At 75.5% G+C, this 21,532-nt stretch carries 12 protein-coding genes; 8 read left to right on the plus strand and 4 right to left on the minus strand.

The window, feature by feature from the left end:
• Positions 1 to 106: 106 nt before the first annotated feature.
• From CXR04_RS29775 to CXR04_RS29790, 4 genes are read left to right on the plus strand one after another with little or no spacing between them, the layout of a single operon-like run.
• The gene (locus CXR04_RS29775) at positions 107 to 1,237 is read left to right on the plus strand and encodes an acyltransferase family protein (RefSeq protein ID WP_101425310.1); all 1,131 of its coding nucleotides are present in this window, start codon (positions 107 to 109) and stop codon (positions 1,235 to 1,237) included.
• Between the two features lie 11 nt (positions 1,238 to 1,248).
• A complete protein-coding gene (locus CXR04_RS29780; protein WP_101425311.1) occupies positions 1,249 to 2,598 on the plus strand; it encodes a sensor histidine kinase in 1,350 nt (449 codons plus the stop codon).
• Positions 2,595 to 3,266 (plus strand): response regulator, encoded by a 672-nt coding sequence (locus CXR04_RS29785; RefSeq protein WP_047014971.1) that lies wholly within the window; start codon positions 2,595 to 2,597, stop codon positions 3,264 to 3,266. Before CXR04_RS29780 ends, CXR04_RS29785 begins: the two co-directional genes overlap by 4 nt.
• A gap of 50 nt (positions 3,267 to 3,316) precedes the next feature.
• On the plus strand, positions 3,317 to 4,228 hold the full coding sequence (locus CXR04_RS29790) for an ADP-ribosylglycohydrolase family protein (RefSeq protein WP_101425312.1): 912 nt from the start codon (positions 3,317 to 3,319) through the stop codon (positions 4,226 to 4,228).
• A 54-nt stretch (positions 4,229 to 4,282) separates the two neighbouring features.
• On the opposite strand, the gene CXR04_RS29795 is transcribed toward CXR04_RS29790, so the two are convergent.
• Positions 4,283 to 6,625, minus strand: a complete 2,343-nt coding sequence (locus CXR04_RS29795) for a family 20 glycosylhydrolase (RefSeq protein ID WP_101425313.1) — start codon at positions 6,623 to 6,625, stop codon at positions 4,283 to 4,285.
• A gap of 547 nt (positions 6,626 to 7,172) precedes the next feature.
• On the opposite strand from CXR04_RS29795, the gene CXR04_RS29800 reads away from it, so the two are divergent.
• Both CXR04_RS29800 and CXR04_RS29805 read left to right on the plus strand, forming a co-directional pair.
• Positions 7,173 to 10,634, plus strand: a complete 3,462-nt coding sequence (locus CXR04_RS29800) for a DNA polymerase III subunit alpha (protein WP_101425314.1) — start codon at positions 7,173 to 7,175, stop codon at positions 10,632 to 10,634.
• Positions 10,631 to 11,656, plus strand: coding sequence for a DNA polymerase Y family protein (locus CXR04_RS29805; protein WP_101425315.1), 1,026 nt, complete (start codon positions 10,631 to 10,633; stop codon positions 11,654 to 11,656). Before CXR04_RS29800 ends, CXR04_RS29805 begins: the two co-directional genes overlap by 4 nt.
• 13 nt (positions 11,657 to 11,669) lie before the next feature.
• On the opposite strand, the gene CXR04_RS29810 is transcribed toward CXR04_RS29805, so the two are convergent.
• Both CXR04_RS29810 and CXR04_RS29815 read right to left on the minus strand, forming a co-directional pair.
• Positions 11,670 to 13,241, minus strand: a complete 1,572-nt coding sequence (locus CXR04_RS29810) for an AMP-binding protein (RefSeq protein ID WP_199850556.1) — start codon at positions 13,239 to 13,241, stop codon at positions 11,670 to 11,672.
• A 345-nt stretch (positions 13,242 to 13,586) separates the two neighbouring features.
• On the minus strand, positions 13,587 to 15,854 hold the full coding sequence (locus CXR04_RS29815; protein WP_101425317.1) for a heavy metal translocating P-type ATPase: 2,268 nt from the start codon (positions 15,852 to 15,854) through the stop codon (positions 13,587 to 13,589).
• Positions 15,855 to 16,026: 172 nt separating this feature from the next.
• Between CXR04_RS29815 and CXR04_RS29820 the strand changes: the two genes are divergently transcribed.
• Both CXR04_RS29820 and ddaH read left to right on the plus strand, forming a co-directional pair.
• Entirely contained in the window at positions 16,027 to 17,040 is a 1,014-nt protein-coding gene (locus CXR04_RS29820) for a hypothetical protein (RefSeq protein WP_101425318.1), read from the plus strand.
• A gap of 21 nt (positions 17,041 to 17,061) precedes the next feature.
• Complete coding sequence (ddaH, locus tag CXR04_RS29825) at positions 17,062 to 17,838, plus strand: dimethylargininase (RefSeq protein WP_101425319.1); 777 nt, start codon at positions 17,062 to 17,064, stop codon at positions 17,836 to 17,838.
• A 36-nt stretch (positions 17,839 to 17,874) separates the two neighbouring features.
• On the opposite strand, the gene CXR04_RS29830 is transcribed toward ddaH, so the two are convergent.
• Complete coding sequence (locus CXR04_RS29830; RefSeq protein ID WP_101425320.1) at positions 17,875 to 21,234, minus strand: AfsR/SARP family transcriptional regulator; 3,360 nt, start codon at positions 21,232 to 21,234, stop codon at positions 17,875 to 17,877.
• Positions 21,235 to 21,532 lie beyond the last annotated feature (298 nt).

Below are 21,532 nucleotides of genomic sequence, written 5' to 3' on the forward strand. Positions count from 1 at the left end.
GCCGCCCGGCCCCTGCCCGCGACCGCGCTCCCGCAGACGCCGCGCTCGCCCTTCCCGTACGCCCAGGGCCCCGCTCTCCCGCACCTCCGGTCCCACGGCCGCGCCCATGCGTGACGTCCTCCTCCGTATCGACGCCGCCACCCCCGCCACCCGGGACCGCGGGATCGACGCCCTCCGCGCCCTCGCCATCTCCGGCGTCGTGCTAGGGCACTGGCTGGTCACCGCCCTCGTCGTCGACAGCGGCACCGTGCGCGCCGCCAGCCCGCTGCACTTCATGCCCGCACTGGCACCCGTCTCCTGGGCCCTGCAGACCCTGGCCGTCTTCTTCTTCGTCGGCGGTTACGTCGCCGCCCGCGGCCACGCCTCCGCCCGCGCCGCCCGCATCCCCTACGCCCGCTGGCTCCGCGCCCGGCTCGACCGGCTCTTCCGGCCCGTCACCGCCGTGCTCGCGGTGTGGGCTGTGGTCCTCGGCGTGCTGCTGGCGTCGGGTGCCGGGTACGTGACCGTACGGGCCCTCGGCAAGCTGGCGCTGTCGCCGCTGTGGTTCCTGCTGGTGTTCGCCGTGCTGACCGCCGCGACCCCGCTGGCCGCCCGGCTGCACCCGCTGTGGCCGCTGGCCGTGGCCGGCTGCGTGGACCTGTGGCGGCTGCGCTTCGACGGGCCCGCCGCGCTGGGGTGGGTGAACGTCGCCGTGGGGTGGCTCGTCCCGTACGCCCTGGGCGCGCGCGGCGCCCGCCGCGGGCTGCCGGGGCGGCGGACGGCGTACGTCCTCCTCGGCGGCGGCGCCGCGGCGACGGCGGGGCTGGTGCTGGCCGCCGGCTATCCCGCCGCCATGGTCGGCGTGCCCGGGGCCGCGGTCTCCAACCTGGATCCGCCGACCCTCGCCGCCGTGACCTTCGGCCTCGCCCAGTGCGGCGCCGCGCTGCTGCTGCTCGGGCCGCTGCGCCGGGCGCTGCGGCGGCCGGCCGCGTGGGCGGCGGTGGCGCTGCTCAATCTGTCGGCGATGACGGTCTTCCTCTGGCACCAGACGGCGATGATGGCGGTCTCGGCTCTCGGCCTGCTCGCGGGCGGGGCGCTGCCGGGGCTGCACACGCTGCCGGACGGGGGCGGCTGGGTGGCGGCCCGGCTGCTGTGGCTGCCGCTGTTCGCGGCGGTGCTGCTGGTGTGCCGGGCCGCTTTCCATCCGTACGAGAGGGGCCGGACCCGCCAGGCGAGGTACCTAGGGTGGGGTAAGTGAAGGAGGGGACGATGGCAAAGCGAGTGGCCGCATGGCCGGGTACGGCCCTGCGGGTGCTGCGCGCGGACCTGTGGACGACGGCCGTCAGCCCGCCGCCGAGTACGGCACCGGCTGTCGCCGCCGAGCGCTCACGGCTGCGCGAGTGGCTGCCGGCGCTGTTCGTGCCGGTCGTGCTGGGGCTGGTGGCGCTGCAGATCGCCGCCACCAACCAGTACGCCTTCGGCTACGGCATGGGCATGCGGGTCTCCGCCCTGCTCACCGCGCTGCAGACCGCGGCGTTCCTGATCGCGCTGGTCCGGCCGGTGCTGGCGTGGTGGATCATGACGGCGGCCATGGTGGCGGTCGCGCGGTACGCGCTCGCCTCCTCCGGCTCGGAGTCGGGCGTGATGTTCCCGTGGACCGGCACCGGGCTCGTGCTCCAGGCCACGGTGCTGTTCGCGGTGGCGCTGCGGTGCCGGCCGCGGGTCGCGGTGGAGACACTGGTGGTCAGCGTGCTGGTGGGCCTCGGCTACGGCTTCCTCGGCGACACGGAGGGCGTGCCGTTCGCCGTCCTGGTCCTCACGCTCCCCGTCGGAGTCGGCGTCGCGCTGCGCGGGCGGCGGGTGGCCCGTACCGAACTGGCGGCGCAGGAGGAACTGACCGCGGAGGAGCGGGCCCGGCGCGTGCTGCTCCAGGAGCGCACCAGGATCGCGCGCGAGCTGCACGACGTGGTCGCGCACCACATGTCGGTGATCTCCATCCAGGCGCAGGTCGCGCCGCACCTGGTGCGGGACCCGCCGGCGGAGCTGAAGGAGAACCTGGCGGGGATCCGCGCGAGCGCCGTCGAGGCGCTGACCGAGCTGCGCCGGGTGCTGGGCGTGCTCCGCGCCGACGACCCGTCGCCGGAGGCGGCCGCCCCGCACCCCCACGACGTACGCCACGCCCCGCAGCCCACCCTCGACCGCCTCGGCGAACTCGCCGCCGCCGTACGCCGCGCGGGGGTCGACACCGAGACCCGGACCACCGGCGAGCCGTACGCCCTGCCGCCGGGCGTCGAGCTGTCCGCGTACCGCATCGTGCAGGAAGCGCTCAGCAACGTGGCCCGGCACGCGCCCGGGGCCCGCGCCCTGGCCGAGATCGGCTACCACCCGGCGGGGCTCACGGTCCGCGTCACCAACACCGCGCCCGAACGCGCCGCGCCGCCCTGGGCCGGGGCGGGGCACGGGCTGCTCGGGATGCGGGAGCGCGCCGCGATGCTGGGCGGCGAACTGGCCACCGGCACCACCCCCGACGGCGGCTACGAGGTCACCGCGATACTGCCGGTGGCCCGTGCCGCGCCCGCCGCCCCTGCCGTACCCGCCACACCCGAGGACACCCCGTGACGAACATCCGCGTGCTGATCGCCGACGACCAGGTCATGGTGCGCCAGGGCTTCACCGTGCTGCTCGATGCCGAGCCCGGCATCGAGGTCGTCGGCCAGGCGGTGGACGGCGCCGACGCCGTCGCGAAGACCGCGGAACTGCGCCCGGACGTCGTGCTGATGGACATCCGGATGCCCGGCCTCGGCGGCATCGAGGCCACCCGCCGCCTCACCGAGCCGCCGTCCGCGGCCGTCCGGGTGCTGATCCTGACGACCTTCGACCTCGACGAGTACGTGTACGAAGCGCTGCGCGCGGGCGCGTCCGGCTTCCTCCTGAAGGACGCCTCGGCCGCCGAACTGGCCCACGCCGTACGGGTCGTCGCCACCGGCGACGCCCTGCTCGCCCCCGCGGTGACCCGCCGCCTCATCACCGAGTTCGCCCGCCTGACCCGCACCCCGCGCACCCCGCTCAAGGACCGCGTCGGCGGCCTGACGGAACGCGAGACGGAGGTCCTGAGCCTGATCGCGCAGGGGCTGTCGAACGCGGAGATCGCCGAGCGGCTGGTGGTGGCGGAGCAGACGGTGAAGACCCACGTGGGCCGCATCCTGACCAAACTGTCCCTGCGCGACCGCACCCAGGCGGCGGTCTTCGCCTACGAAACGGGCCTCATCCGCCCCACGGGCCACTAGCCCCCGAAAATCCGAGTGGAAGGGCGCCGTCGCGCTGCGATACTGCCCCGGTGGTCAACCTGCCTGCCGCCGTGCTGGATTCGCTGCACGGGCTCGCCTTCGGTGACGCCTTCGGCGACCGCTGGTTCGGCATCCTGCGCCGGGAAGGCCCGGCGGCCCTGGAGGCGCGGACGCCGCCCCCGGAGGCGGTGTGGCGGTGGAGCGACGACACCGCCCAGGCGCTCGTTCTCGTACGGGAACTCGCCGAGGGCGGCGGCACCGTCGACCAGGACCGCCTCGCGCTGCGCCTGGCGGCCGCGTACGCCGGCGACACGCACCGCGGCTACGGTGCCTCGATGCACGACGTGCTCCGCCGGATCGGCGCGGGCGAGCCCTGGCGGGAGGTGGTCGCCGGGCAGTTCGGGGGCCTGGGTTCCTGGGGCAACGGCGCGGCCATGCGCGCCGCCCCGCTCGGCGCCTGGCACGCCGCCGACCTCGACGCGGTCGGCGAGCAGGCCGCCCGCCAGGGCGCGGTCTCGCACCATCACCCGGAGGCGGTCGCGGGGGCGGTGGCGGTCGCCCTCGCGGCGGCGCTCGCGACCCGCAGCCGGGGCGGGCCCGCCCCGGCCCGGCCGGACTTCCTCCGGGCGGTCGCGGAACGACTTCCGGACGGCGACGTGCGATCGGGAGTGCGGATCGCGGCCCGGATGCCGGAGAGCACCTCGGTCCGGCAGGCCGCGGAAAACCTGGGCTCCGGCTACCGGATGTCCGGGCCCGACACCGTGCCCTACGCCCTGTGGTGCGCGGCGGGGCACCTCGACGACCTGCACGAGGGACTGTGGTTCACGGTCGAGGGGCGCGGCGACATCGACACCACCTGCGCCATGGCGGGCGGGGTGATCGCCGCCCGTACGGGCGTCGCCGCCCTCCCCTCCGCCTGGCACGCGGCCCGCGAACCGCTGCCCCCGGTCGTGCCGGAGTAGCACTGGATACGGGGCCCGCCGGCGCCCCCGCCGGGCGCCGGCAGGCCGTGGGTGTCAGCCGTGGGTGACGGTGAAGTGGGCGGTTGTCCTGGCGGTCGGGGTGGTGAGGTGGACGGTGCCCCGGTAGGTGCCGCGGCGGGCGTAGCGGTGGTCCGCGTCGATGCGGTAGACGCCGTTGATCCGGCGGTCCCCCGGGGCGTCGCCCGTGACCGTCGCCGGGCCCGTGGTGCCGTCACCCCACTCGACCGTCGCGGTGACCCCTGCAGGCGCCACTCCCGGCAGCGCCAGCCGCGCCACCGCGCCGCTCACGGTGCCGTCCCGGTCGGTGCGCAGGTCGGCGCCGACCGCCGCGGGCTCCCAGCGCACCCCCGGGTCCGCCCAGAAGTTCCGGCCGGCGAACTGCCAGCGCGCGCCCTGCACTCCGGTCCTGGCCACCACGCCCTCGGCGTCCTCGGTGGCCTCGGCGGGGGACCACGCCTTCTCCAGGATCGCCGGAAGCCTGGGGAACACCTGGTACTGCACGTCGGGCAGGCCGCGCAGCATCCGCTCGCCCCAGATCGGCGCCTCGATGCCGATGATGTCCTCGTTGTTGAGCCCGTAGTCGCGCTGCACCTTGGCGCCCGTCCAGCCGTCGGTGAGGTCGGACGGGTTCCAGGAGTACGCGCGCCGGGTGTCGTACGTCGGGTAGGGGTAGTCCAGGTACGTCTGCTGGGTCGGGGAGAGCAGCACCGGGCGGCGCGGGTCGAACCACTCCCGTGACATCTCCCGGCTCTGGTCCTGCCAGTAGTGGTGGACCGTCTCGGTGTCCAGCCCGACCCCGCAGCTCGGCGACCAGCCGATCATGGTCTTCCCGTGGCCGCGGGCGATGCCCTCGACCCGGCGCAGGAACCGTACGTACTGGTCGTGCGGCATGTCCGACTCGTCGGCGCCCAGGTGGACGTACGGGGAGGGGAAGAGCGCGGCGACCTCGCGGAGGACGTCGTCGACGAACGCGTAGGTGGTCTCCAGATCCGCCAGATAGCCGCCGGCGCCGCTCAGTTGCGGGTACGCGGTCCTGGCCGCCGTCGTGTGCGAGGGCATCTCGATCTCGGGGATGATCTGCACGTGCCGGTCCGCGGCGTACCGTACGACGTCCCGGATCTGGTCCTTGGTGTAGAAACCGGTCCGCCCGCCGGGCATGGACATCCCGCCGCCGATCTCGGTGAGCCGGGGCCAGGAGTCGATCCGGACCCGCCAGCCCTGGTCGTCGGTCAGGTGCCAGTGCAGCACGTTCCCCTTGGACTGGACGAGCCCGTCGATGAGTTCCTTGACCTCGCGGACCTCCAGGAAGTTGCGGGCCGGGTCGATCATCAGGCCGCGGTGCCCGAACCTGGGGTGGTCGCGGATCTCGGTCGCCTCGACGGTCCACGGGCCGGGCCCCGCCGTGTCGCTCTCGATCCACGGGGGCAGCAGTTGCCTGAGCGTCTGCACGCCGTTGAGCAGGCCGTGCGGGTTCGCCGCCGCGATCTGTACCCCGCGCTCGCCGGCGGCCAGGGTGTAGCCCTCGGCGACGGCCAGCCGGGCCCGGGACGGGGCGTGGGAGCGGCCGAGCAGCAGCGTGATGTCGCCGTCCCGGCCCGGGCCGTCGACGACGGGCAGCGGGTAGCCGGTCGCCGGGCGCAGATACCCGGCGAGGAGCCCGGCCACGGCCTGGGCCTTCCGGTCGGTGGCGACGATCCGGCTGCGGCGCTCCAGCACGAAGGGGCGGGCGTCCGGCCGCGAGGTCTGCGCGACCGGGACCGGGATCACCCGGCCCGCGGGGAGGCCGACGCCGGGGCGGGGGCCGTTCCAGACCTCCATGGCGAAGATCGAGTAGCCCCAGCCGGTGGCCACGGCGACGCCCTGCACCCGCACGTAGCGGACGGGGGCGGTGAGGCCGAGTTCGAGGACTTCCCGGCCGCCCGGAGCGTCGGGGACGTCGCGGGCGGTACGCCAGGTCTGGCCGTCGTCGGAGACGTGGATCTGGTAGTGCGCGGCGCGCGCGGTCTCCCAGTGGATCACCACGTGGTGCACCGGGCTGGGCTCGGCGAGTTCGATCTGCACCCATTCGCGGCTGGGGTCGGGGTAGCCGTTCTCGGGCGAGTTGGAACCCCACCGGGTGCTCAGGTCGCCGTCGTTGACGTGCGCGGCGGCGAACCTCTCCGGGTCGCGGTCGTAGACGCTGGACGCGGTCGCGGTGCCGTCCCTGGCGACGTCGCGCGCGGGGTCGGGCCAGGAGGCGTCGGCGGCGGCCGGGGCCGCCGCGGATGCCGGTGCGGACAGCGCCGACGTGGCGGAGGCCGCGACGAGGGCGGCGGACCCGGCGGCGGCGAGGACGGTTCTGCGGCGGACGGTCTGCTCTTCGGACGGTTTGGACATCGTCTACTCCCGGAGATGGGGGTGTGTGGGCAGCGGTGGGTCCTTGGCACGGCGGTGCACGGGCGGCCGGCTGTGGGGTCCGAACGGCCGTCCGGGAGCGGGGGGTGGGATTGACGGGAACGTAGATGTGCGCGCACTCAAGGGTCAAGAGGTCTACACCACTTGAATTTAAAATTCCTGGTGAGAGCGGTGCAGAGAAGCTTGAAACGTTCTTATTGGTCTAGGCCAATCGGGAGGAGTGCGGTACGGGCGGAGGGTGGCGGCCGGCGCCGGCGGTCGCGCACCGGCGTCCGCCGCTCGGCTCACCCCGCGCCGGGCGAGTGACGAATCTCATGCGCGGGCGCCCGCGCCTCCAACTCGCCTGCCCGGCCGCGGAGATGGCGGAAAGCGCGGCACCGGCGGCCTTCGCGACGCCTCCGAGCTGGGGGATTGCGCGATCCGGGGCGTTCGCCTGCCGGGCTTGCGGGAGCTAGGGTATTCGAACGAACGTACGAGAGGACCGGTCGGGATAAAAGGCCGAAATGGGGTGGAGTGATGGAGGTGCGGCATGGTGGGCTTCGCCCACGTGCACGTCGCGTCCGGTTACTCCGTCCGCTACGGCGCCGCCCACCCCGAACACCTCGTCAGGCGCGCCGCCGAGCGCGGCATGGGAGCCCTCGCGCTGACCGACCGGGACACCGTCACCGGTGCCGTCCGGTTCGTACGGGCCTGCGCCGAGGCCGGGGTCAGGCCGGTGCTGGGCGTCGATCTGGCGGTGGCGGGCGCGGCACCGCCGCCGCCCGCGCTGCGGCGGCGCACCCCGGCGCGGGGCGGTGGCCACGTGGCCGAGCCGCCGCTGCGGTTCGTGCTGCTCGCGCGGGGCAGGGCCGGGTGGGCGCGGCTGTGCCGCATCGTGTCCGCCGCCCATGCGGGTGCGACCGGCGGCAGCCCGCCGGTGGTGCCGTGGGAGGCGCTGCGCGAGCACGGCGGCCCCGGTCTGGTGGCCCTGCTCGGGCCGCTCTCCGAGCCGGCGCGGGCGCTGGCGGTGGGGCGGGAGGACGTCGCGGCGAGGCTGCTCGCGCCCTGGCGGGAGGTCTTCGGGGCCGGGCTCCGGCTGGAGGCCGTCGCCCACAAGCGCGCGGGTCTCGGACCCGGGTCGCTGCGCCTCGCCGCCCGCACCCTGGCGCTGGGCGACCGCACAGGCACGACCGTCGTGCTCTCCAACGCCGTCCGCTACGCCGACCCCGGCCAGCACCGGCTCGCGGACGTCCTGGACGCCGCGCGGCTGCTGCGGCCGATCGACTGGCGCCGGCTGGACAGCGGGCAGCGCTGGCTCAAGGGCGAGCGGGCGATGGCGGCGGTCGCGCGGCTGGTCGCCGAGTGCGCCGGAGCGGGCGTACGGCGCGCGCGCCGCCTGATGGCGGACACCGCCGCGACGGCCGCCGCGTGCACGATCGACCCCGCGGCGGACCTCGGGCTGGGCCGGCCGCACTTCCCGGAGCCGGCGCTCTTCGGCGCCGGGCCCGGGGCGGACGGCGCCGCGCGGCTGCTGCGCCGGCAGTGCGAGGCAGGCATGGCCCGGCGCGGCCTCGACCGCGACCCCGAGGCCCGTATCCGACTGGACGAGGAGCTGGAAGCGATCTCCACACTCCGCTACGACTCGTACTTCCTCGCCGTCGGCCAGGTCGTGGCCGACATCCGGGCCAAGGGCATCCGGGTCGCCGCCCGCGGCTCCGGCGCCGGCTCGCTGGTCTGCCACGTCCTGGACATCGCCACGGCCAACCCCCTCGACCACCGGCTGCTGTTCGAGCGCTTCCTGAGCGTACGGCGCAAGTCGCTGCCCGACATCGACATCGACGTGGAGTCGGCCCGCCGGCTGGAGTGCTACGACGTGATCTTCGACCGGTTCGGCAAGGAACGGGTGGCGGTCACCGCGATGCCCGAGACCTACCGGGCCCGCAGGGCGCTGCGGGACGCCGGTCTCGCCCTCGGCATCGCGCCCGCCGACGTCGACCGGATCGCCAAGAGCTTCCCGCACCTGCGGGCCGCCGACATCACCGGCGCCCTCGCCGAACTGCCGGAACTGCGGCAACTGGCCGCCGAGGCACACCGGTACGGCCCGCTGTGGGAGCTCGCGGAAGGTCTCGACGCCCTCGTCCACGGCATGGCCATGCACCCCTGCGGCGTGGTCATCAGCGACGCCACCCTCCTGGACCGGCTGCCGGTGCAGCCCACCCCGCAGGGCGACTACCCCATGGCGATGGCCGCGAAGGAGGAGATCGAGGACCTCGGCAACATCAAACTCGACGTCCTGGGCGTACGCATGCAGTCCGCGATGGCCCACGCCGTCGCCGAGATCGAGCAGGCCACGGGCAACCGCATCGACCTGGACGACCCCGAACAGGTGCCGCTCGACGACGTCTTCGCGTTCAAGCTCATCCAGGACAGCGAGACCCTGGGCCTGTTCCAACTGGAGTCCCCCGGCCAGCAGGACCTGCTCTCCCGGCTCAAGCCCCGCGACCCGCAGGACGTCATCGCGGACATCAGCCTCTTCCGCCCGGGCCCTGTCGCCGGCGGCATGCCCGAGCGCTACGTCGCCGCCCGCCACGGCGGCACACCCGAGTACGCCCATCCGGACCTCGAACCGGTGCTCTCCGACACGTACGGCGTGACCATCTGGCACGAGCAGATCATCGAGACCTTCCGGGTGATGACCGGATGCGACCGGGCCCTGGGGGAGATCGCCCGGCGCGCGCTCGGGGACGAGAAGCGGCTGCCCGGGATCAGGGACTGGTTCCACCGGCGGGCGCGGGCGCGCGGCTACACCACGGCCGTACGGGACGAGGTCTGGAAGACCGTCGCGGCCTTCGGCGCCTACGGCTTCTGCCGGGCCCACGCGGTCGCCTTCGCCGTCCCCGCGCTGCAGAGCGCCTGGCTCAAGGCGCACTACCCGGCGTTCCTGCTGGCCGGCCTCCTCGAACACGACCCCGGCATGTGGCCCAAGCGCGTCCTCGTCGCCGACGCCCGCCGGCGCGGCGTCCCCCTCCTGCCCGTCGACGTCAATCACTCCAAGGTGGAGCACACCGTGGAGAAGAGCGACACGGACCGGTGGGGGGTGCGGCTCGCGCTGGCCGCGGTGCACGGCATCAGCGAGGACGAGGGCGTACGGATCGAGGAGGGGCAGCCCTACGCGTCGCTGTCGGATTTCTGGCAGCGGGCCCGGCCCAGCAGGCCGGTCGCCGAGCGCCTGGCCCGGATCGGTGCCCTCGACGGCCTCGGCGGTCCCGGCGACGGCCGCTCCACCCGCCGCGACCTCCTCCTCCAGATCGACGAGCTGCACCGGCAGTCCCGGGCCCGCTTCGCGGCCGACGGCCAACTGCCCCTCGGCGCGGACGCGGTCGGCGGTACGGAGCCGAGCGGGCTGCCGGAGATGACCGGCCGCGAGACCCTGGGCGCCGAACTCGACACCCTCGGCATCGACGTCTCCAGGCACCTGATGGAACACCACCACCGGCTGCTGCGCGAGATCGGCGCGACCGACGCGGCCCACCTCGCCGGCCTGCGCCCCGGGCAGCAGGTGCTCGTCGCCGGCGTGCGGGCCTCCACCCAGACCCCGCCGATCGCCAGCGGCAAGCGCGTCATCTTCGTCACGCTGGAGGACGGCTCCGGCCTGGTCGACCTGGCGTTCTTCGAGGACTCCCACCCGGCCTGCGCACACACCGTCTTCCACAGCGGCCTGCTGCTGGTGCGCGGCACGGTCCAGGTGCGCGGCACCCGCCGCACCGTCGTCGGCACCATGGCCTGGGACCTGGACCGGATCGCCGCCGCCCGCCGCGACGACGGCCCCGAGGCCGCGCTCGCCCTCCTGGGCGAGGACCGGCCGCACCCGACGCCGGCCCAGCCCGGCCGCACCCTGACCGACGGCACCGCCGGCGCCCGCCTGCACCCGTACGCCGACCTGCAGCCCGCCGGCAGCCGGTCGGCCGACCTGAAGAAGTTCGGCCACCGCAGCCCGGGGAGCGCGGGATGACCGCCCGCCGACGGCACATCGCGCACCTCCATCTGCACGCCTCGCTGGGCGAGGAGCAGTACGCGGACATCGTCGAGCTGATGGGCGGCGTCACGCCCCACGTCCAGGAGATGCCGCCGGACGCCGTCCAGCTCGATCTGACGTCCGCGCTCCGGTACTTCGACCTGTCGGCCTACGACGCGGTCCAGCTCGTGAAGATGAGGCTGAAGGCCCTCTACGGCATCGACAGCAGCGCAGGACTCGCGGGCAACCGCATGCTCGCGGCCATGGCGGCCGACGCGTCCGCGCCCGGGGACACCACCAGCGTGCCCACGGGGCGGGCGGCGGAGTGGCTGTACCCGCGCCCGGTCGCCGCCCTGCCCGGGGTCGGCCGCGCGACCGCGGAGAAGCTCGCCCGGTACGGCCTGCACACCGTCGGGCAGATCACGGACCTGCCCGCGGTGACCCTGCAGCGGCTCCTCGGCGTCAGCCAGGCCCGCCTGCTCGGCGACCGCGCCCGCGGCTACGACCCGCGCCCGGTCACCCCCGCGGAACCGGCGGCCTCCCTGGCGGCGGAGCTGGTGCTGGACGCCGACTGCCTCGATCCCGTACGGCACCACAGAGCCGTCCTGGGGCTCGCCGAGCGGATCGGCCAGCGGCTGCGCGGGGAGGGGCAGGTCGCGGGCCGCGTCACCCTCGTGGTGAGGTATGCCGACCGCAGCTCCACCACGCGGACCCGGGCCATCGCCGAACCCACTGATCATTCACCCGCAGTCGCCGCCACCGCCCTCGGCCTGCTGGCCGCCTTCGGGCTGCAGCGGGCCCGGGTACGGGCGTACGCGCTCCGCGCCGACCACCTGCTGCCGGCGGCCGGCGCGTACCGCCAGCTCTCGCTGGGCCCCGGCGACGTCCGCGCCCGCCGCGCCGAGGCCGCCGCGGACCGGGCCCGCCGGCGCTTCGGCCCCGAGGCCGTCAGGCCGGCCACCCTGGCGGCGGCGGAGCCGCCCGCGGCGGGGTGGGAGGAGCGGGCGCGGGGCAGGTGACGGGCGGGCGCGGTCAGTCGCCCAGGGCGCGCTTGAGGACCTTGCCCATGTCGTTGCGGGGGAGGGCGTCGAGGAAGTGGATCTTGCGGGGGCGCTTGTGCGGGGCCAGGTGGTCGGCCACGTACGACGACAGCTCCGCGGCGGGCGGGGCCGCACCGTCCGGGACCACCCAGGCGACGATGCGCTCGCCCAGGTCCGGGTCCGGCTCGGCGGTGACCGCCGCCTCGGCGACGGCCGGGTGCTCCAGCAGCGCGTTCTCGATCTCCCCGGCGCCGATCTTGTAGCCGCCGGACTTGATGAGATCGGTGGCGCGGCGGCCGACGATGCGGAAGCGGCCGGCCGCGTCCCGTACGGCCATGTCGCCGGTGCGGAACCAGCCGTCGCGGAAGGCGGCCGCCGTCGCCTCGGGGCGGTTGAGGTAGCCGGTGAAGAGGTTCGGGCCGCGGACCTCGATCTCGCCGACCGTCTCCCCGTCGTACGCGGTGAGTTCGGCCCCCGCGTCGTCGACGAGCCGGGCGGCGACGGACGGCAGGGGCACGCCGACGCTGCCGGTGGCGTCCGGGTCGCCGGGGCGGACGCTGGTGTTCATCAGCGTCTCCGTCATGCCGTAGCGCTCCACGACCCGGCGGCCGGTCGCGGCGGTGAGCCGGCGGTGGTCGGCCACCGGCAGCGCGGCGGAGCCGGAGACCAGCAGCCGGGCGCGGGTGAGGGCGGCGGCCAGGGGCGTACCGGACTGCGTCCCGGGTGCGGCCGCCTGCTCGGCGTCGAGGGCGCCGGCCAGCCGGTGGTACATCGTCGGCACCCCGAACAGCATCGTGCCGCCCGCGGCCAGCGCCGCCGCCGCCGTCTCGGGCGCGAACCGCCCCACGTGGTGCACGCCGCCGCCGCGGCGCAGCGGGCCCAGCACGCCGAGGACCAGCCCGTGCACGTGGAACAGCGGCAGCGCGTGCACCACCGTGTCCCGTTCGGTCCAGCCCCAGACCTCCGCGAGGTCGTCGAGGGTCGCGGCCAGCGCCCGCTGCGGCAGGACGACACCCTTGGGCGGCCCGGTCGTGCCGGAGGTGTAGACGACGAGCCCGGGGGTGCCGGGGCCGGGGGAGGCGGTGCCGGGCGGCGTGGGTGCGGTCGTGGGTGTGGTCGTGGGCCGGGAGGTCGCGGACCCGGGTCCGGCACCGGGGGTCCCGGGGACCACCGCCACGTCCACCCGCGCCACCCCCGCCAGTGCCTCCGGCAGCTCCGCCCCGGGCGCCGCGAGCACCAGCTCAGGTTCGCTGTCGGTCACGATGTGCGCCAGTTCCCGCACCCCGGTACGGGGGTTGAGCGGCACCGCCGCCACGCCCGCCACCAGCGCCGCCGTCACCGCCACCGCGGTCGCGGGCTCCGGCGTCGCCCAGACCGCCACCCGCCGGGCGCCTCCCAGCCGCCGGGCGACGCCGTCCGCCGCCGCGGCCAGCTCGCCGTACGTCAGGACGGTGCCGCCGAAGCGCAGCGCGACCCGCTCCGGTGCGGCACGCAGCGCAGGGAACAGCTCCCACGCCGCCGCCTGCGCCGCCCCGGACTCCCGCGACTCTTCCGTCTCCCGCATCCCCACGACGCCTTCCTCCCCCTCAGCCCCGCGCCGCACCCTGCTGCCGCGCCTCCGCGGAGGCACCGTAACCCGTAGCCGCGACCGCGGCCTTGCGTACGAGCGTATGCCGCGGGGGCGGCCGTGGCGGAGCTGCCGGGGCGGGACCGGCTCCGGGCCCTCCGAGGGCGGCAACGCTCGGAGCAGGGACGGGACGGAAGCGTCCGGCGGAGATGCACGGCGCGTCGACGACCGGCACCTCCGGCCGTCCGCAGGCCATGCGGAAACGCCGCGCCGCCCGTACGGCCCGTATCGGCCCGTCGGGCGGCGCGGCGTCCCCGGTCTCCGGTGCCCCTGCGGCAGCCCTCAGCCCAGCGGGCGGAAGCGCCGCAGCCGGAGGCTGTTGGCGACCACCGAGACGGAGGAGAAGGCCATCGCCGCGCCCGCGAGCATCGGGTTGAGCAGGCCCGCGGCGGCGAGGGGGAGGGCGGCGGTGTTGTAGCCGAACGCCCAGGCGAGGTTGGTCTTGATGGTGGACAGGGTGGAGCGGGCGAGCCGGATGGCGTCCGGTGCGGCCCGCAGGTCGCCGGTGACCAGGGTGAGGTCCGCGGCCTCGATCGCGGCGTCGGTGCCGGTGCCGATGGCCAGGCCCAGGTCGGCCTGGGCGAGGGCGGCGGCGTCGTTGACGCCGTCCCCGACCATCGCGACCGTACGGCCCTCGGCCTGCAGCCGCTTGACCGCGTCGACCTTGTCCTCGGGGAGGACTTCCGCGATGACCTCCTCGATGCCGACCTCGGCGGCGACGGTCTTCGCGACGGCCGTGTTGTCGCCGGTGAGCAGGATCGGGGTCAGCCCGAGGTCCCGCAGCCGCTTGATGGCCTGCGTGCTGGTGGGCTTGACCGCGTCGGCGACTTCGAGCAGGGCGCGGGCCTCGCCGTCCCAGGCGACCGCGATCGCGGTGCGCCCGGCCTGCTCGGACCGCTCCTTGGCCGCGGTGAGTTCGGCGGGCAGCGTGATCGCCCACTCCGCGAGGAGCTGCTGCCGCCCGACGAGGACCGCGTGGCCCTCGACGATGCCCTGGACGCCGAGCCCGGGCACGTTGGCGAAGTCCTCGGGCACCGGCAGCGTACCGAGGCGGTCGGTCGCCGCCGCGGCCACCGCCCGGGCGATGGGGTGCTCGGAGGCGTGCTCCAGTGCGCCCGCAAGCCGCAGCACCGTCTCCTCGTCCTCGCCGCCCGCGGTGTGCAGGGCGTGCAGGGCCATGGTGCCGGTGGTCACGGTGCCGGTCTTGTCCAGGACGACGGTGTCGACCTTGCGGGTCGACTCCAGCACCTCGGGGCCCTTGATCAGGATGCCGAGCTGCGCGCCGCGTCCGGTGCCGACCATGAGGGCGGTCGGGGTGGCCAGGCCGAGGGCGCAGGGGCAGGCGATGATCAGCACGGCGACCGCGGCGGTGAACGCGGCGGCGATCCCGTCGCCCGTACCGAGCCAGAAGCCGAGCGTCCCCAGGGACAGGGCGATGACGACGGGCACGAAGATGCCGGAGATCCGGTCCGCGAGCCGCTGCACGGCGGCCTTGCCGTTCTGGGCGTCCTCGACCAGGCGGGCCATCCGCGCCAGTTGGGTGTCCGAGCCGACCCGGGTGGCCTCCACGACCAGCCGGCCGCCGGCGTTGACGGTGGCGCCGGTGACGGCGTCGCCCACGGTGACCTCCACCGGCACGGACTCGCCGGTGAGCATCGAGGCGTCGACGGCGGAGGCGCCCTCGACGACGGTGCCGTCGGTGGCGATCTTCTCGCCGGGCCGGACCACGAAGCGGTCACCGACCGCGAGCCGGTCCACGGGCACCCGCTCCTCGCGGCCGTCCCGCAGCACCGCGACCTCCTTGGCGCCCAGCTCCATCAGCGCGCGCAGCGCCGCGCCCGCCTTCCGCTTGGACTTCGCCTCGAAGTACCGTCCGGCGAGGATGAACGTCGTCACGCCGGCCGCGGCTTCGAGGTAGATGTTGCCGGAGCCGTCGCCGCGGGCGATGGTCAGCTCGAAGGGGTGGGTCATGCCGGGCTCGCCCGCGGTGCCGAAGAACAGCGCCCACAGCGACCACAGGAACGCCGCGGTCGTACCGACCGAGATCAGCGTGTCCATGGTGGCGGCGCCGTGCCGCGCGTTGGTCCAGGCGGCCTTGTGGAACGGCCAGGCGCCCCAGACCACCACCGGCGCGGCCAGCGTGAGCGAGAGCCACTGCCAGTACTCGAACTGCAGGGCAGGGACCATCGCCATCGCGATCACCGGCACCGACAGTGCCAGGGAGCCGAAGAGCCGCTGCCGCAGCGTCCGCAGCTCGTCCGGCGGGTGCTGCCCGCCGGTGCCGTCCGCCGTACCGTCGCCCGCGGCCGGCCCTGCGGGGGCGGGCGGTGCGGCGCTGTAACCGGTACGTTCGACGGTGGCGATCAGGTCGTCGACCGCCACGTCGTCGGCGAAGGTGACCTTGGCCTTCTCGGTGGCGTAGTTGACGGTGGCCTCGACGCCCTCCATGCGGTTGAGCTTCTTCTCGATCCGTGCGGCGCAGGAGGCGCAGGTCATGCCGCCGATCGCGAGTTCGACCTCGGCCGTCCTGCCAGGCGTGGTGGTGGTCATCACTGCTCCTCGTGGCTATACCCCCAGGGGGTATTAGATCCTTCGACATCATGTATACCCCTGACCCGTATCCATTGCAAGCGGCGCCCTCGCTTGACTTTATACCCCCAGGGGGTATTGTCGCCAGTATCGAGGCCGGTCGCAGCGACGGGCCGACCGAGAGGAGCGAGCGATGAACACCGCAGCCAGGGCCGGACTCTTCGCAGGTGCGCTGGCCGTCGCGTTCGCCGGCGCGTACGGGGTCGGCAGCGCCGTGGGGCCCGTCACCGACGAGGACAGCCCCCCGGCCCACGGCGGCCACGCCGCGGGCGCGGGCGCAAAGGATGAAGCCGGAAAGGAAGCGGGAAAGAAGGGGGACGGGCACGGCGGCGGCCACGGCGAGGACGCCGGCCCCGCCGCGGGCGGCCTCCAGCTCTCCGAGTCTGGCTACACGCTCGACCTGGACACCCGGCGGATCGACGCCCGCAGCCCCGCCGAGCTGCGCTTCGCGGTGCGCGGCGCGGACGGCGAGCCCGTGACCTCGTACGAGCGGGAGCACGGCAAGGAGCTGCACCTGATCGTCGCCTCCCGCGACCTCGGCACGTACCGCCACCTCCACCCCGTCCGCGACGCCGCCGGCACCTGGAGCACGCCCGTCGAGCTGCCCAGGGCAGGTGACTACCGCGTCTTCGCCGACTTCGTGCCCACCGGCGGCCCCGAGAACGGCCTGACCCTGGGCGGTGACCTCGCCGTCGCCGGCGACTACCGCCCGGCGGCGCTCGCCGAGCCGGCGCGGACGGCGACCGTCGACGGGTACGAGGTGACGCTGGACGGCGCCCTGACGCCGGGCTCCGCCCGCGAGGTGGAGTTCTCCGTCGGGAAGGACGGCAAGCCGGTCACCGACCTCCAGCCGTACCTCGGCGCGTACGGGCACCTGGTCGCGCTCCGCGCCGGCGACCTGGCGTACCTGCACGTCCACCCCAACGGCGAGCCCGGCGACGGCAGCACGGAGCCCGGCCCCGAGGTGGCGTTCTCCGCGACCGCGCCCAGCACCGGTTCGTACCGCCTGTTCCTCGACTTCAAGCACGACGGCGAGGTGCGCACCGCGGCCTTCACGGTCACCGCGGGCGGCGGCGCGGCCGGGGCGGGCGAGCAGGGCGCGGAGAGCGGGCAGGACGAGGCGGACGGCGGCGGTCACAGCCACTGACGGCCGTGGTAGACCTGCTGCATGCGCAGCAGGAAAGCTCTCGTACGCCGCCCCGGACCCCGTCTCGCCGAGGGCCTGGTCACGCACATCGACCGCACGCCGGTCGACGCGGACCGGGCCCTCGCCCAGTGGCGGTCCTACGTCGCCGCCCTCGAACTGCACGGCTGGGAGACCGCCGAGGTCGAGCCCGCGGACGACTGCCCGGACGCGGTCTTCGTCGAGGACACGGTGGTGATGTACAAGAACGTCGCCCTCGTCACCCGTCCCGGCGCCGACTCCCGCAAGCCGGAGACCCGCGGCGTCGAGGCCGCCGTGAGCCTCATGCGCTGCTCCGTGAACCGGGTGCACGCGCCCGGCACGCTCGACGGCGGCGACGTGCTCAAGGTCGGCGACACCATCTACGTGGGCCTCGGCGGGCGCACCAACACCGACGGCGTCCGGCAGCTCCGCGCCTGCTTCGAGCCGCTCGGCGCCCGCGTCGTCACCGTCCCGGTCACCAAGGTGCTGCACCTGAAGTCCGGCATCACCGCGCTGCCCGACGGCACCTTCGCCACCCACGCCGGCCTGATCGACACCCCGGAGCTCTTCCCGGGCCGCATCGAGGTGCCGGAGGCCGCCGGGGCGCACGTCATCCTGCTGGGCGGCGGCGCGCTGCTGATGGCGGCGAGCGCGCCGCAGACGGCCGCGCTGTACGAGGAACTGGGCTACACGCCGGTGCCCGTGGACATCAGCGAGTTCGAGAAGCTCGAAGGCTCGGTGACCTGCCTGTCGGTACGCATGCGCGGCCTGTACGCCTGAGGCGGCGGCGGGGCGACCCCGCCGCCGGCCGCGGGCTCAGCGGCTCTCCGCCGCCACCCGCAGCGGGTCGCGCGGGGTGCGGAAGGACTGGGGCAGGTCGAGGGGCGGGGTGAGGTGGCCCCCGAGGCGGCGGCCTGCGGCGACGGGGGCCCGGAGGGCCGCGGGCAGGCCGACTGACGCGCGTAGAGCCGAGGCCTGACGACGTACCCTGGCGGCCGCCACCTCACCCCCCGCGCCGCCCGCCGCGGCGTGCGCGGCGGCGAGCACGTCGAGCGTGCGCGACGTCCAGTACGGGGTGTCGAGATGCCGCCAGATCGACAGCGCCTGCCGCGCCGTCGCCTTGGCCTCCGCCGGCCGGTGCGCGTGCAGCAGCAGGTCGGCCTGCGCCCGCAGCGTCAGCGCCTCGCCGAACCGCTCGCCGAACCGCCGGTACGCCGCCAGGCTCTCGTCGAGCATCCGCTCCCCGCGTGCCGGCTCCCCGGCCACGTCCGTCAGATGCCCCAGCCACTGCAGCGCGTGCACCTCGCCCACCCGGTCGCCGCTCTCCACCGCCAGCTCACAGCTCCGCAGCATCCGCGCCGCCGCGGCGTGCACGCGGCCGACGGCGAGGTCGGCGAGGCCGAGGTTGCGCTCGGCTGACGCCTCGCCGTGCCGGTAGCCGTCCTGCTGCGCGAGGGCCAGCGCCAGGTCGAACTCGCGCCGGGCGGCGCCCGGTTCGCCGCACTCCAGATGGACGGTGCCGAGGCCGCAGCGCGCGTACGCCTCGGACCGCACGTTGCCGCCCGCCCTGGCCCGCTCGATGCCGCGGCGCAGACAGGCGGCGGCCTGCGCGTACTGCCCGCGCAGCCGCAGCAGCACGCCGAGGCCCGCCGCGGCGGCGGATTCGGCGGGGTGGTGGGCGCCGGTGTCCGTACGGCCGTCGCGTGCCGGGTCGCGGGGGCGGTCGCCGGGCTTCGCACGGGGGACCGCGCGCGGGCGGTCCAGCGCCGCGAACTCCTTCAGCGACCGCTTGAAGGCCGTCACCGCCTCGCCATAGTGGTCCTGTACGGTCTCCAGCTCGCCCAGGTTGCGGTGCAGGACGGCGACGCCGAGCCGGTCGCCGGCCGCGGTCGCCGCGGCCAGCGCCGTACGGTGCGTCTCGCGCCAGTCGTCGAAGTGCGCGGACGACTCGAAGAACGCCGCCAGCGCCGCCGCCAGCCGCCACGCGGTGCCCGCATCGCCGGCGTCGGCCGCCTGGCGGACGAGGGCGCGCAGCGTGGTCCGTTCGGCCTCCAGCCAGGCCAGCGGCTCCGCCGCGACCCGGGCCGCCTCTGCCGCCGGCGGGCTGTGGCCGGGCGCCGGCACCTTGACCCGGCCGGAGAAGCCGGAGGACAGGGCGTCGTCGGCGCGGCGGGCGAGGTCGAGGTAGGCGGTGTGGACGCGGCCGAGGGCGGCGGCGCGTTCGGCGGGCGGCTCCTGGGCGTGGGCGCGCTCGCGGGCGTAGAGGCGCAGGAGGTCGTGGAGGCGGTAGCGGGGTTCCGCGGCGGGGTCGGGGGCGTGGACCTCGACGAGGTGGTTGTCGACCAGGGCGTCGAGGGACCGCTCGGCGAGGGCCGCGGGATCGGCCGGAGGCCGGCCGCCGCGTGCCGTGTCGCCTCCGGCCGTGTCGCTTCCGGCCGTGTCGCTTCCGGCTGCTCCGTCTCCGCCCGCTCCGTCTCCGGCCGCAGCGCCCGGTGCGTCGCCGAGGAGCGCCGCCACCACCCAGCCGGGCACCGTCGGCACGTCCAGCAGGCCCAGGAGCCGGAACGCGCGCTGCGCCGCCGGGTCGAGCGCCGCGTAGCCCAGCGTGACGCTGGCCCGTACCTCCAGGTCGCCCGCGACCAGCTCGTCCAGCCGCCGCCGCTCATCGGCCAGCGCGTCCGCCAGCCGCGGCAGCGACAGGTGCCGCCTGGTCGCCAGCCGGGCGCCCGCGATGCGCAGCGCGAGCGGCAGGTTGCCGCACTGCGCCGCGATCCGCACGGCGACGGCGGGATCCCTGCGGGTACGGTCGTCGCCGGCCGCCCGCGCCAGGAGTTCCAGCGCCTCCGCGTCGCTGAGCAGGCCCAGCTCCACGCGCAGGGCGCCTTCGAGGCCGGCGAGGGCGGCGCGGCTGGTGACGAGCACGGCGCTGTCGCCGGTGCCGGGCAGCAGGGGGCGGATCTGCCGCTCGCAGCCCGCGTTGTCGAGCACGACGAGTACGCGGCGGTCGGCGAGTTCCGCGCGGTAGCGCCGGGTCCGCTCCTCCAGGCTCTCGGGGATGCCGGCGCCGGTCATGCCGAGGGTCTTGAGCAGGGAGGCCAGCACGTCGCCGGTGTCGGCCGGGTGGCCCGCCGCGGTCCGCAAGTCGGCGTGCAACTGGCCGTCGGGGAAGGCGTCGCGGAGCAGATGGGCCGCGTGCACCGCGAACGTGGACTTGCCGGCGCCCGCGACGCCGGTGACGAGGACCGTGCGCGGCGCGGGGTGACGCGCGTCGACCTGCCACGCGTCGAAGCCGGGGGCCTCGCGGTCCGCCGCCCCCTCCGGCCGCCCCAGCCACCGCAGCACCTGCACCAACTGCTCCCGCCGCCCCACGAAGTCCGGGATGCGCGCCGGCAGTTGACAGTACGCGGGCCGCTCCGCGGCCCCGGGCCGCGGTGCCGGCTCGGGACCGCCCGCCAGCACCGCCGCGTGCACCTCCTGCAACTGCGCCCCCGGCTCCACGCCCAGCTCGTCCGCCAGCATCCGGCGGGCCCGCGCGTACGTCCGCAGCGCGTCCGAGCGCCGCCCGGCGCGGTGCAGCGCCAGCATCAGCCGGCCCCACAGCGGCTCCCGCAGCGGGTGCTGCGCGAGCAGCGCGCCCAGCTCCGCGGCCAGTTCCGGGTGCCGGCCGACGGCCAGCTTCGCGTCGGCCAGGTCCTCCCAGGCCGTCAGCCGGTTCTCCTCCAGACGCGCGGCCTCGGCCCGTACGGCATCGGTGGCGGGCACGTTGGCGAACGCCGGGCCGCGCCACAGCCCCAGCGCCTCCGTCAGCGTCTCCACCGCCGCGGCGGGGCGCCGGTCGGCCAGCTCCGCGCGCCCGGCGGCGGCCAGGGTGGCGAAGCGGGCGGCGTCGGTGCCGTCGGGCTCGACGGCCAGCTCGTAGCCGCCGGGGCGGGTGTGTAACGTCTCCGGGTCGCCGCCCAGGGCGCGGCGCAGCCGGTGCACGTAGACCTGGAGGGACTTGGCGGCCGAATCCGGCACGTCGTCACCCCACAGCTCCGCGATGAGCGCGTCCGCGGGGACGAACCGGCCCGCGTTGATGAGCAGATGGGCGAGCAGAGCACGCTGCTTCGCGGCGTTCAGCGTGATCCACCGCGTGCCGTTGCAGACGTCGAGCCTGCCGAGGACCCGATAGCGCATCACACCGTCCCCTGGTCACGGTCGTCGTGAGCTGCTTCGGCGTCACCATCCTTGTACTGGGCGGTACATGTCAAGGTCGCGTAGGTCTGCCGGGGAGACAACCGCCTTGAGCTGCGATGATGTGAACCCCTTGATCGGAAGCACGGGCGCCAGGGATTTCTGAGGGACATTTCGCCGGTCTCCGCCGGACAGCCACCCGTCCATCGCCGAGAGTCCCCGTCGGCCCGCGTCCGGCGTGCGGGCGGGCTTCCAGCGCGGTGCGACGGGGTCCGGTCGGTGCCGCCGTTGTCCCAGGAGC

It is taken from the genome of Streptomyces sp. CMB-StM0423 (assembly GCF_002847285.1).
In the GTDB taxonomy this organism is placed as follows: Bacteria; Actinomycetota; Actinomycetes; order Streptomycetales; family Streptomycetaceae; genus Streptomyces.